The organism is Streptomyces sp. NPDC006739, from assembly GCF_042869815.1.
Lineage (GTDB): Bacteria > Actinomycetota > Actinomycetes > Streptomycetales > Streptomycetaceae > Streptomyces.
The window spans coordinates 40889-53018 of record NZ_JBIAGM010000002.1; the positions used below are offsets into that span (position 1 = coordinate 40889).

12 protein-coding genes are annotated in these 12130 nt (G+C 72.3%); 6 read left to right on the forward strand and 6 right to left on the reverse strand.

Annotated elements, in window-relative coordinates; genetic code table 11:
• Positions 1-18: 18 nt before the first annotated feature.
• Together ACFYMM_RS03570 and ACFYMM_RS03575 are read right to left on the reverse strand one after the other, a co-directional pair.
• Positions 19-903, reverse strand: a complete 885-nt coding sequence (locus ACFYMM_RS03570) for an SDR family NAD(P)-dependent oxidoreductase (RefSeq protein WP_388383414.1) — start codon at positions 901-903, stop codon at positions 19-21.
• Entirely contained in the window at positions 903-1724 is an 822-nt protein-coding gene (locus ACFYMM_RS03575; protein WP_388383416.1) for an acetoacetate decarboxylase family protein, read from the reverse strand. The genes ACFYMM_RS03570 and ACFYMM_RS03575 overlap by 1 nt, the downstream gene beginning before the upstream one ends.
• Before the next feature lie 158 nt (positions 1725-1882).
• On the opposite strand from ACFYMM_RS03575, the gene ACFYMM_RS03580 reads away from it, so the two are divergent.
• The 5 genes from ACFYMM_RS03580 (at position 1883) to ACFYMM_RS03600 (ending at position 6826) form a co-directional block, all read left to right on the forward strand.
• A complete protein-coding gene (locus ACFYMM_RS03580; protein WP_388383418.1) occupies positions 1883-2872 on the forward strand; it encodes a DEDDh family exonuclease in 990 nt (329 codons plus the stop codon).
• A gap of 195 nt (positions 2873-3067) precedes the next feature.
• The gene (locus ACFYMM_RS03585) at positions 3068-3301 is read left to right on the forward strand and encodes a hypothetical protein (protein WP_388383419.1); all 234 of its coding nucleotides are present in this window, start codon (positions 3068-3070) and stop codon (positions 3299-3301) included.
• 76 nt (positions 3302-3377) lie between these two features.
• Entirely contained in the window at positions 3378-4169 is a 792-nt protein-coding gene (locus ACFYMM_RS03590; RefSeq protein WP_388383422.1) for an SURF1 family protein, read from the forward strand.
• 111 nt (positions 4170-4280) lie between these two features.
• Positions 4281-6065 carry a glycoside hydrolase family 15 protein gene (locus ACFYMM_RS03595; protein WP_388383424.1) on the forward strand — a complete coding sequence of 595 codons (1785 nt, stop codon included), beginning with the start codon at positions 4281-4283 and terminating at the stop codon, positions 6063-6065.
• A gap of 5 nt (positions 6066-6070) precedes the next feature.
• Complete coding sequence (locus tag ACFYMM_RS03600) at positions 6071-6826, forward strand: SDR family oxidoreductase (RefSeq protein WP_388383426.1); 756 nt, start codon at positions 6071-6073, stop codon at positions 6824-6826.
• Between the two features lie 101 nt (positions 6827-6927).
• On the opposite strand, the gene ACFYMM_RS03605 is transcribed toward ACFYMM_RS03600, so the two are convergent.
• The 3 genes from ACFYMM_RS03605 to ACFYMM_RS03615 form a co-directional block, all read right to left on the reverse strand.
• Positions 6928-7731, reverse strand: a complete 804-nt coding sequence (locus tag ACFYMM_RS03605) for an enoyl-CoA hydratase/isomerase family protein (protein WP_388383428.1) — start codon at positions 7729-7731, stop codon at positions 6928-6930.
• Between the two features lie 128 nt (positions 7732-7859).
• Positions 7860-8081 carry a helix-turn-helix domain-containing protein gene (locus tag ACFYMM_RS03610; protein ID WP_004002281.1) on the reverse strand — a complete coding sequence of 74 codons (222 nt, stop codon included), beginning with the start codon at positions 8079-8081 and terminating at the stop codon, positions 7860-7862.
• Positions 8082-8404: 323 nt separating this feature from the next.
• Entirely contained in the window at positions 8405-10003 is a 1599-nt protein-coding gene (locus ACFYMM_RS03615) for an ABC-F family ATP-binding cassette domain-containing protein (RefSeq protein WP_388383429.1), read from the reverse strand.
• Positions 10004-10226: 223 nt separating this feature from the next.
• Here ACFYMM_RS03615 and ACFYMM_RS03620 point away from each other — a divergent pair, with 223 nt between their 5' ends.
• Positions 10227-10640, forward strand: coding sequence for a VOC family protein (locus ACFYMM_RS03620; protein ID WP_388384472.1), 414 nt, complete (start codon positions 10227-10229; stop codon positions 10638-10640).
• A gap of 43 nt (positions 10641-10683) precedes the next feature.
• Here the strand turns inward: ACFYMM_RS03620 and ACFYMM_RS03625 are convergent, their stop codons facing one another.
• Positions 10684-12084: a hypothetical protein gene (locus ACFYMM_RS03625; RefSeq protein ID WP_388383431.1), complete on the reverse strand. Its 1401-nt coding sequence runs from the start codon at positions 12082-12084 to the stop codon at positions 10684-10686.
• Between the last annotated feature and the right edge of the window lie 46 nt (positions 12085-12130).

The following is a 12130-nucleotide window of genomic DNA, read 5'->3' on the forward strand; positions in this document are numbered from 1 at the left end:
CAGCCTCCTCGGTCCTCCTCAGTCGAGAATGAAGCTTTCGAGGTACGACGGGTTCGCGCGCTCCAGCATCGACCGCGCCCGCGCCCTGATCCGCGCGTCGCTGTGCTCGCTCTCGGGCAGCAGCCAGAAACGGTCCGCACGGACGCCGGCCACCACCAGGTCCGCGACCTCCTCGACGGGCGTGAAGCGGACGTCCTGGCCGGCCGCGCGCACCGCGGCCTCCCACTGCCCCAGGCTGCGGTACGGCGTCCGGCGCGGGCGCTGCTTGGCGTACCGGGCGGGCCGGTTGCGATGCGACTCCCACAGGCCGGTGCGCAGCATGTGCGGCCCCGGGAAGAGCACCGAGGCCCCCACGCGCGTGTGCTCCGCCCTCAGGTGGGCGTACAGGGACTCGGTCATGGTGACGACGGCCGCCTTGGTGACGGCGTACACGGAGGCGGTGGGCAGCGGGGCGATGCCGCCGTCGCCGGAGGACGTGTTGACGACATGACCGGGTTGACCCGACTCGATCATCCTGGGGACGAACGCCTGGACGCCGTGGAAGACGCCCCACACGTTGACGGCGAAGGCCCATTTCCAGTCGTTGGGTTCGTGCTCCCACATCCGGCCCTCGGCGCCGGAGCCGACCCCGGCGTTGTTGCACAGCACATGGACGGCGCCGTACGTCCGGTACGCCGACTCGGCGAGGTCGAGGACCTGTTGCCGCTCGCCGACGTCGACCACGCGCGCGTACACCTCGGCGCCGTCGGCGCGCAGGTCCGCGGCGGCCTTGTCCAGCGCGGTCTCCTCGACGTCGGCGAGAACCACCTTCAGGCCCTCGGCCGCGAACCGGCGGGCCATCGCGAGCCCGATCCCGCTCGCCGCGCCGGTGACGACGGCGACCTGTCCGGCCTGCAGGTGCATCAGGCACCCGCCGGGGAGGGCTCGGGAGGCGCGTCGAGGATCTGCAGGGGATCGTCGTAGCGCTGGTGGACGTACGGCAACAGCGCCCGGGGGTCCACCCGTTCGACGACCCGGCCCCGCTGGTCGCTGGTCTTCTCGCCGAGGGTGATCTCCAGCAGGCGCAGCACGGGCAGGTCCGCGACGGGGTCGTACGGGGACTCGCGCAGGACCACGTCCCCGGTGACCGCCCGCAGTCTGCGCACCTTCTCGTGGCGCACGCAGTGCACCAGGACCGGGTCGCCGTCGAAGCCCGAACCGGTGCCCGCCGAACCGTCCACCGCGGGAAGGAACTTGAAGTAGAAGTCGGTCTTGCGTGACGGCGGGGGCGGTGGCAGCTCGGCGCCGACCGTGCCGCGCACCTCGACGAAGGCGATGCCGTGCCGGGCCAGCGTCGCGCGCACCCCGGAGCCGTCGCGTTCGACGGTCACCTCGCCGAGCTTCTTGGGTTCCCCGAAGACCTCGCGGCCGCCGGTCAGGGCCCGCTCGTGCGTCATCGGCATCACCAGCGGATACCAGCCCTCGGTCCCGTCATGGGCGGCGGCGACCGCGAACGAGCCCGCGCCCAGCGGGTATCCGGGCAGGTCGACCTTGCTGACGCCGACCCGGACCAGCGGGCGGGCGACCGGTTTCAGCGGGGGCGGCAGCACCGCCGCCACCGCGTCCGGGTCGGTCTCCCAGAGGGCCACCACACCGGTGGACCAGATGTCCGGGAGCCGCGCGCTCGCGGTGCGCGTGGCCGCGGCCTCCGCCTCGGTCCGTGCGCCGTACCGTACGCGTGCCATACGCCGTACCGCCCTTCCCTGGGCCGTCAACCGCCGGGCGGCAAGCACGGTCGCACCGGGCGGTGAAAAGGTCCATAGCCGCGCACGTGGACAATCGCGGCGCCGGGCTTGAACGTCCGGGCGGGGACTGTCAGTCGCGGCCCGTATCCTCAATGACCATGCTCGAAGACCAGACGACCGCAGCGCCCTCCCCCACCCGGTGGCCGGCCGCGTATCCGCAGGGATACGCGGTCGTTGACGTGGAGACCACCGGACTGGCCCGGGACGACCGGATCATCTCCGCGGCCGTCTACCGGCTGGACGCGCGCGGTGAGGTCGAGGACCACTGGTACACGCTGGTCAACCCCGAGCGCGATCCGGGGCCCGTGTGGATCCACGGTCTGACGAGCGAGGTGCTGGAGGGCGCGCCCCTGTTCGCGGACATCGCGGAGGAGTTCACCGCGCGGCTCGACGGCCGGGTGCTCGTCGCGCACAACGCGGTCTTCGACTGGCAGATGATCGCGCGGGAGTACGCGCGCGCGAAGCGGGAGGCGCCGGTGCGTCAGCGGCTGTGCACCATCGCGCTCTCCAAGGAGCTGGGGCTGCCGCTGCGGAACCACAAGCTGGAGTCGCTCGCCGCGCACTTCGGCGTCGTGCAGCGGCGGGCGCACCACGCGCTGGACGACGCGCGGGTGCTCGCGGAGGCGTTCCGGCCGAGTCTGCGGGCCGCCGCCGAGGGCGGGGTACGGCTGCCGCTGCTGGAGTGCCGGCCGTTGACGGAGTGGTCCGACACGCCCCGGATCGGCCGTCAGGCGAGCGGTGGCCACGGCGGACAGAGGGCGGGCGGTTGGCGTCCGGCGCGCAAACGGCCCGCCTGCCCCCACCCCAACCCCGGCCGCTACGAAGAGGGCAAACCGCTCAAACAGGGCATGCGGGTGGCGTTCTCCGGGGACACCTCCGTCGAGCGGGACCTGTTGGAGGACCGGGCCACGGAGGCGGGGCTGCACGTGGCGACGAGCCTGTCCCGGCTGACCAGCCTGCTGGTCACCAACGACCCCGACTCGGGCACGTCGAAGGTGGTCAAGGCGAGGCAGTTCGGGACGCCGGTGGTCGACGAGGCGGCGTTCGGCCAGCTCCTGAGGGACGTGGAGCCCGCGTCGGACGAGTGACCGTACGGACGGGGGACGGTACGGACGGGGGACCGTGCGGACAGGGGAGTGACCGCACGGACGAGTGACCGCACCGGCGGGTGACCACACGGACGAGTGGTCGTGCGGACGAGTGGCCGTGCGGATGGGTGATTGTCGTACGACTCGCCCGGCGCCCGCTCGCCCGGACCGCGGCGACGGCCCACCCTGTGGCCCATGGCGACATGTGAAGTTTGCGGCAATGACTACGGAATGACCTTCGAGGTCCACGCCCAGGGCGTGGTACACGTCTTCGACTGCTTCTCCTGCGCGATCCACCGCATGGCCCCGATCTGCGAACACTGCCGGGTACAGATCATCGGCCAGGGCGTGGAGGCCGAGGGCCAGTGGTTCTGCGGGGCGCACTGTGCCCGCGAGGAGGGGAAAGTGGGGGTCGTGGACCGAGCGTGAGCGCACTCTCCCGGGCCGCCGGCCCGCTGCGGGACCCTCTCGTGGCGGGCCGTCGCGGGCGAGGTACGGTCAATGGGTGCACCGCTTCCTGTTGACCCGCCAGTGGGTGATCCTCACCCTGGTCGCCCTGCTGCTCATCCCGACGATGATCCGGCTCGGCATCTGGCAGAAGCACCGGTACGAGATGCGCAGCGCCCGGAACCAGCTGGTGACCGACGCGCTGGCGGCCAAGCCGGTGCCGGTGGAGCAGCTCACCTCGCCCGGGCACTCGGTGACCCGGAAGGACAAGTACCGCAGCGTCACGGCCACCGGCACCTTCGACACCGCGCACGAGGTGGTCGTCCGGCGCCGGGTCAACTCCGACGACGAGGTGGGCTTCCACGTCCTGACCCCCTTCGTCCTCACCGACGGCAAGGTGCTGCTGGTCAACCGCGGCTGGATCCCGGCGAACGGGGCACAGACCGCCTTCCCGAGGATCCCCGCCCCGCCCGGCGGCCGTACCACCGTCACCGGGCGGCTGATGTCCGACGAGACGACCGCGGCCAGCGGCATCAAGGAGATCAAGGGTCTGCCGGACCGGCAGGTCATGCTGATCAACAGCGAGGAGCAGGCGCGGCGGCTCGGCGCCCAGGTGCTCGGCGGCTACATCCAGCAGACGGCGCCGGAGCCGAAGGGCGGCAGCCCCGAACAGATCTCCGACCCCGGCAAGGAGGACGCGCCGCTGAACTACGCCTACATGATCCAGTGGTGGCTGTTCGCCGCGGGCGTCCCGGTCGGCTGGTGGGTCCTGTACCGCCGCGAGGCACGCGAGCGCGCCGAGGCGGCGGCGCGGGAGACGGCCGAGGAGTCGGAACCCGCCCCGGTGTGACCGTGCCCGCGCACGCCGTCGCCGGGGCCCGGTGACGAGGGCCCGGCAACACCCTCACTCCGTCGGCGCATCCCCTGATTGGCCCTCCGGTCCCCAGGGAAGCCGGAACCCGTGCACCCCCGCATCGAGGACTACGCCCTCATCGGCGACGAACAGACGGCGGCCCTGGTCGGCAGGGACGGCTCCATCGACTGGCTGTGCCTGCCCCGCTTCGACTCCCCCGCCTGCTTCGCCCGGCTGCTGGGCGACGAGGACAACGGCCAGTGGCGGATCGCCCCCAAGGGCGCGGACACCTGCGCCAGACGCGGCTACCGCGAGGACACCCTCGTCCTCGACACCGAGTGGGACACCCCGGACGGCACGGTACGGGTCACCGACCTGATGCCCCAGCGGGACCAGGCTCCCGACGTCGTACGGATCGTGGAGGGCGTCAGCGGACGCGTCACCGTGCGCAGCACACTGCGGCTCCGCTTCGACTACGGCTCCATCACCCCGTGGGTGCGCAGGTCCGGCGGCCACCGCGTCGCCGTGGCCGGCCCGGACTCGGTGTGGCTGCGCGCCGAACCGTCCGTGCGCACCTGGGGCGAGGACTTCGGCACCCTCTCGGAGTTCACCGTGTCCGAGGGGCAGAAGGTCGCCTTCGTGCTGACCTGGCATCCCTCGCACCACCCGCGTCCGCCGCTGACCGACCCGCACGACGCGCTGCGGGCCAGCGTCGCGGGCTGGCGCACGTGGGCGTCCCGGTGCCACTACGACGGCCCGTACCGCGATGCCGTCGTACGCTCCCTGATCACCCTCAAGGCCCTCACGTACGACCCGACCGGCGGTATCGTCGCCGCCCCGACCACCTCGCTGCCCGAGGAGCTGGGCGGGGTGCGCAACTGGGACTACCGCTACTCCTGGCTGCGCGACTCCACCCTCACCCTGGGCGCCCTGCTGACGGCGGGTTACCACGGGGAGGCCGAGGCCTGGCGCGACTGGCTGCTGCGCGCGGTCGCCGGCGACCCCGCCGACCTGCAGATCATGTACGGCCTGGCGGGCGAGCGCAGACTGCCGGAGACGGAGCTGCCGTGGCTGTCCGGCTTCGCCGCCTCCTCGCCGGTACGCATCGGCAACGACGCCGTGAACCAGCTGCAGCTGGACGTGTACGGCGAGGTCATGGACTCGCTCTCGCTGGCCCGCACGGCCGGCCTGTCCACCCGGCCGCACATGTGGGAGATCCAGACCGCGCTCATGGACTGGCTGTCCTCGCGGTGGCGGCAGCCGGACGAGGGGTTGTGGGAGGTGCGCGGCGGGCGCCGCCACTTCGTTCACTCGAAGGTGATGGTGTGGGTGGCCGCCGACCGGGCGGTGCGCGCCCTCGAGGAGCACCCCGAGCTGGAGGGCGACCTGGACGGCTGGCGCGCAATGCGTGACGAGGTGCACCGGGAGGTGTGCGAGAAGGGCTTCGACCGGGAGCGGAACACCTTCACGCAGTACTACGGCTCACGGGACCTGGACGCCGCGCTGCTGCTCATCCCGCGCGTCGGCTTCCTGCCGCACGACGACCCGCGCGTGCTCGGCACCATCGACGCGGTCCGCGAGGACCTGGACCACGGCGGCTTCCTGCGCCGCTACACCGCCGACGGGACGGTCGTCGACGGAGTGCCCGGCAGTGAGGGCACCTTCCTGGTGTGCTCGTTCTGGCTCGCGGACGCCCTGCACATGAGCGGCCGTACCAAGGAGGCCCGGGAGCTGTTCGAACGGCTGGTGGGGCTGGCCAACGACGTGGGTCTGCTGGCGGAGGAGTACGACCCGGTGGAGGGTCGTCAGCTCGGCAACTTCCCGCAGGCGTTCAGTCACATCGGGCTGGTGACCACCGCCTTCGCCCTGTTCGGGAGCGACCAGGCAGGATAGGGGCCATGGATCTTGGACTGAAGGACCGGGTGTACGTCGTCACCGGCGCCACCCGCGGGCTGGGCAACGCCACCGCACGCGAACTCGTGGCCGACGGCGCGAAGGTGGTCATCACGGGGCGCGACGAGAAGCGGGTCGCCGACGCAGCCGCCGAACTGGGCGCGAACGCGGTCGGGGTGGCCGTCAACAACTCCGACGCCGGTGCTCCCGAACGGCTGATCGCGGCCGCCCGCGCCCACTTCGGCGGCTTCGACGGCGTCCTGATCAGCGTCGGCGGACCGCCGCCCGGGTTCGTCGCCGACAACACGGACGAGCAGTGGCGGGACGCGTTCGAGTCGGTGTTCCTGGGCGCGGTGCGGCTCGCGCGCGCGGCGGCGGCCGAGCTGGCGGCCGGGGGTGTCATCGGGTTCGTGCTGTCGGGGTCGGTGCACGAGCCGATTCCGGCGCTGACCGTGTCCAACGGGCTGCGGCCGGGGCTCGCCGGGTTCGCCAAGTCGATCGCGGACGAGCTGGGGCCGCGCGGGATCCGGGTGGTGGGGCTGCTCCCGGCCCGCATCGACACGGACCGGGTGCGCGAACTCGACGGGCTGTCCGCGGATCCCGAGGCCACCCGTGCGGCCAACGAGTCCCGTATCCCGTTGCGGCGGTACGGGACGCCGGAGGAGTTCGGCCGGGTGGCGACGTTCCTGCTGTCGCCGGCCGCTTCCTATCTGACCGGGATCATGGTGCCGGTGGACGGGGGAATGCGGCACGGGTTCTGAGCCCGCCCAGCGGCGCGGGCGCGGCGGAGCCGACGGGCCCGCCGCTGCGCTGCCCGCGGGACGGCAGGCTCAGACCCGCCGCCCCGCGGACAGCGCACGGCTCATTCGCCCAGGCCGGCCAGATCCCGCAGGCGCCGTGCCTGGGCCTGCCGCTCCGCGGCACGCTGCTCGTCGTAGGTACGCTCCACCGCGCCGCGCAGCAGGGCCTTCGTCTCGACCACCGCGTCCCGGGGCGCGGCCAGGATCGCCGCGGCCAGGTCCCGCACCGCGCCGTCGAGTTCCCCGACGGGCACCGCGACACTGGCCAGCCCCGACGCCACCGACTCCTCGGCCTGCACGAAGCGCCCGGTCACGCAGATCTCCAGCGCGCGGGCATAGCCGACGAGCCCGACGAGCGGATGGGTGCCCGTCAGGTCCGGCACGATGCCGAGGCCGGTCTCGCGCATGGCGAACTGCACGTCGTCCGCGACGACCCGCAGGTCGCAGGCGAGGGCCAGCTGGAAGCCGGCACCGATCGCATGTCCCTGGACGGCGGCGATGGACACGATGTCGCTACGCCGCCACCAGGTGAACGCCTCCTGGAATCCGGCGATGGTCGCGTCGAGCCCGGCGTCGTCACGGCGCGCGAGATCGACGAAGGTCGGCTCGCCCGGGATCCCCTCCGGGGTGAACATCTGACGGTCCAGCCCGGCGGAGAAGGACTTGCCCTCGCCGCGCAGCACCACGACCCGGACGGAGCCCGGCAGCAGCCGCCCGGCCTCGGCCAACGCCCGCCACAGTGCGGGGCTCTGGGCGTTGCGCCGGTCCGGGTTGGTCAGCGTCACCGTGGCGAGCGCGTCGTCCACGGTGAGCCGTACGCCGTCCTTGTCGAGTACAGCGGCGAGGTCCTGGTCGGGCGAAGCCATGGGGCGCCTCCGATGAGTGCGGTCATCACGCATGCCGGACGGCATGACTAAGTGACTGCACAGTAACCACCCGGCCGATCAGAGAACCGACCGGGTGGTCACCATCGAAGCCGATGGGCCGCCCGGGTTCAGGACGATGCGGCCTTCTTGCCCCGAGTCGCGCCGCCACGCCCACGAAGGGTGACGCCCGACTCGCTGAGCATCCGGTGTACGAAGCCATACGAGCGGCCGGTCTCCTCGGCCAGCGCCCGGATGCTCGCACCGGAGTCGTACTTTTTCTTCAGGTCTGCCGCGAGCTTGTCGCGCGCGGCGCCGGTCACCCGGCTGCCCTTCTTCAGAGTCTCGGCCACCCGTGCCTCCTCATGGGAAGTGCGCTCTGGTCCCCTCATGATCACCCCTCCGGGGCCCGATGGCCACCCATTCGGCAAGGTCCGTGAGACAAGGTTGTGACGACAGGAGCACGCCCCCACATACGGAATCGACGATTCCATGCGTGTCCGTACGCTGGGCCGAACGGGCGGTTTCGCGAAATGCCAGGTCAGAGGCGCGACACGGCCGATCCCTTGGTGGCACGGGGATCGGCCGCGAAATCGATGTACGACACACCTCGATACGAGGAGATCTCACACAGATGATGGATCACGACTCGGCCGAATGATCCATACCCAGTGGATCAAGCCAGGGCGACGAGGTCCGCGTAGTCGGCGCCCCACAGGTCCTCGACGCCGTCCGGCAGCAGGATGATCCGCTCCGGCTGGAGCGCCTCCACGGCGCCCTCGTCGTGGGTGACGAGGACGACGGCGCCCTTGTAGGTGCGCAGCGCGCCGAGGATCTCCTCGCGGCTGGCCGGGTCGAGGTTGTTGGTGGGCTCGTCGAGGAGCAGCACGTTCGCCGAGGAGACCACCAGGGTGGCCAGGGCGAGCCGGGTCTTCTCACCGCCCGAGAGGACGCCGGCGGGCTTGTCGACGTCGTCTCCGGAGAAGAGGAACGAGCCGAGCACCTTGCGGACCTCGACCAGGTCCATGTCGGGGGCGGCGGAGCGCATGTTCTCCAGGACCGTGCGCTCGGGGTCGAGGGTCTCGTGCTCCTGGGCGTAGTAGCCGAGCTTCAGGCCGTGGCCGGGGACGACCTCGCCGGTGTCGGGCTTCTCCACACCGCCCAGCAGGCGCAGCAGGGTGGTCTTGCCGGCGCCGTTGAGGCCGAGGATGACGACCCTGGAGCCCTTGTCGATGGCCAGGTCGACGTCGGTGAAGATCTCCAGCGAGCCGTACGACTTCGACAGGCCCTCGGCCATCAGCGGGGTCTTGCCGCAGGACGCGGGCTCGGGGAAGCGGAGCTTGGCGACCTTGTCGGACTGGCGGACCGCCTCCAGGCCGGCCAGCAGCTTGTCCGCGCGGCGGGCCATGTTCTGCGCGGCGACGGTCTTGGTGGCCTTGGCGCGCATCTTGTCGGCCTGGGCGTTGAGCGCGGCGGCCTTCTTCTCGGCGTTGGCCCGCTCCCGCTTGCGGCGCTTCTCGTCGGCCTCGCGCTGCTGCTGGTAGAGCTTCCAGCCCATGTTGTAGACGTCGATCTGGGAGCGGTTGGCGTCCAGGTAGAACACCTTGTTGACGACCGTCTCCACCAGGTCGACGTCGTGGCTGATCACGATGAACCCGCCGCGGTAGGTCTTCAGGTAGTCCCGCAGCCAGATGATCGAGTCGGCGTCGAGGTGGTTGGTGGGCTCGTCGAGCAGCAGGGTGTCCGCGTCGGAGAACAGGATGCGGGCCAGCTCGATACGGCGGCGCTGACCGCCGGAGAGGGTGTGCAGCGGCTGGCCGAGCACCCGGTCGGGCAGGTTGAGCGCGGCGGCGATGGTGGCGGCCTCGGCCTCGGCGGCGTACCCGCCCTTGGTGAGGAACTCGGTCTCCTGGCGCTCGTACTGCCTGAGGGCCTTCTCGCGGGTCGCGCCCTGGCCGTTGGCGATGCGCTGCTCGTTCTCGCGCATCTTGCGGATCAGTACGTCGAGCCCGCGCGCGGAGAGGATGCGGTCGCGGGCGAGGACGTCGAGGTCGCCGGTGCGGGGGTCCTGCGGGAGATAGCCGACCTCGCCGGAGCGGGCGATCTGGCCGGCGGCCGGGATGCCCTCGCCGGCCAGGCACTTGGTGAGGGTGGTCTTGCCGGCGCCGTTGCGGCCGACCAGGCCGATGCGGTCGCCCTTGGCGACCCGGAAGGTGGCGTTCTCGAGGAGGATGCGGGCGCCGGCGCGCAGCTCGATTCCGGAGGCGGAGATCATGGACAGACTCCAGGGCTTACGTGGTTTTGGCGGGTGGGCGGCTGAGGACGTTCCCGCCGTCTAATGCGCGAGGAGAATGGCCATGGCGGCAATTCTAACGGGGTGACGCAAGCACTTTTTCAGTTCGGGCGTTCGATCCGCTTGGCCGGGGGCGTTGTCAGTGGCGGCTGCGAGACTGGGCACCCGGGGCAGTTCCGGGTCGGTGTACGAGGGAGTGATCGGCATGGCGGGCACGGTGGGCGGACGACCGAGCATCTTTCCCACGCTGCTGTACGCGGACGCGAAGGCGGCGATCAGGCAGCTCACCGAGGCCCTGGGCTTCACCGAGCTGTCGGTGTACGAGACGCAGGACGGCACGGTGATGCACGCCGAGCTGGTCCAGGGCAACGGCGCCGTGATGATCGGCTCCAAGGGCCGCGGCGGTGTGTTCGACGCGGCGATGAAGGACGCGGGACCTGCCGGGGTGTACGTCGTGGTGGACGACGTCGACGCCCACCACCAGCGGGCCGTGGACCACGGTGTGGAGATCCTCATGCCCCCGACGGACCAGGACTACGGCTCGCGGGACTACATGGCCCGCGACACCGAGGGCAACATCTGGAGCTTCGGCACCTACGCGCCGGAGGTCGCCGCCTGACCGGTGGCCGCCTCCCGGCCGGGGGCCGCCGGCGGCGGGCCGGTCAGCCGCCGGTGTGGACCTGGAAGGCGGCCCGGCGGACGGCCTTGGCCAGGGCCGGGTCGGGGTGGGCGGCGGCCAGGGCGACCAGGACCTGGACGGTGCGGGGGTGGCCGACCGCGCGCACCTCGTCGAGCAGCGCGGGGACGGTGGGCTGCACGGCGGACTCCAGGTGCCGTACCAGCATCGGCGCCTCGCCGTGGTCGGCGACGGCCGCGGCGGTGTCCACCCACAGCCAGGTGGCCTCGTCCCGGGTGAGGACCTCGTGCGCGTCCTCCGGGTCGATGCCGTCGTGCTCGGCGAGCCACAGCAGGGCGTACGGCCTGAGCGCCGGCTCGTCGACGACGGCGCGGACGTCGGGCTCGGCGGGGGCGCCGACGACCCGCAGCGCCTCGAAGGCGAGGCCGCGCAGCAGGGCGTCCTCGCCGCGGGCGGCCTCGATGAGCTGGGAGACGGCGCTGCCGACGGGGCGGGCGGCGAGCCAGGCCCGGTATTCGGCGCGGGCGGCGTTGGGGCGGAGCTGGGCGCAGCCGCGGAGCATGTCCTCGGCGGCCTGCTCGATGTTCCCGGCGGGGCTCTGCGCGGCCACGCAGATCTGCTCCAGCTTGACCCAGACCGCCCAGCTGCCGAGCGGGGTGAGCGTGGCCTGGCCGTCGCCGTAGGTCAGGGCGCCGACGGAGGCCAGGGCGTGCAGGGCCCAGTCGAGAAGGGGGGCGAGCGGGGTGTCCTCGGCGGGGGCGGGTTCGGCCGGCTCGGCGGGCCGGGGGCCGTAGGGGACCTCGCAGCGCTCCGTGCGCAGTTCGGTGACCCGCTGCTGGAGCAGGTCGAGGAGCTGTTCGACCGGGACGGGGCCGGCGGACAGCTGGAGGAAGGAGAGCACCTGGGGCATGGCCGAGACGACCTCCGCGACGGCGGCGGGCTCGTGGTCGGCGGGTTCCGGGTGGGCGAGCGACCAGGCGTCGAAGAGGGCGACCCAGCCGCGCAGCACGGCGCTGTCGTCCCGGTTCCAGGCGCGCAGCCGCCAGCCGGGGCGGGCGCTGTCGCCGTGCACCTCGACGAGTCCGGCGAGGCGGGCGGTGTCCCAGTCGGCGCGGACCTGGCCGGGTGTCAGGCCGAGGTCACCGGCCGCGCGTTCGGCGGTGGCGGCGGAGAGGGTGGCCTTGCCGTCGTCGGTCGCGCCGTCGCGGCCGGGGCCGAGGGCGGCGTCGGCCCAGCGGGCGACGCGGGCCGCGCCGGCCAGGCCGGAGCGAGCCATTCTGGCCAGTTCGGCGGGGGCCGGGGTGCCCTCCGGCGGCCGGGGTGCGGGGCGGCGCGGGCGTCGCTGGTTCACTGCTCCGGGGGCGGCGGCCAGGGGTCGCGGTCGGACGAGTCGAAGCCTGGAGTCGCGCGGGATACGGGACGTCACGGGTGCAGTCTTCCGGTTGACGGTCCGAAAACCCAAACGGAATGTC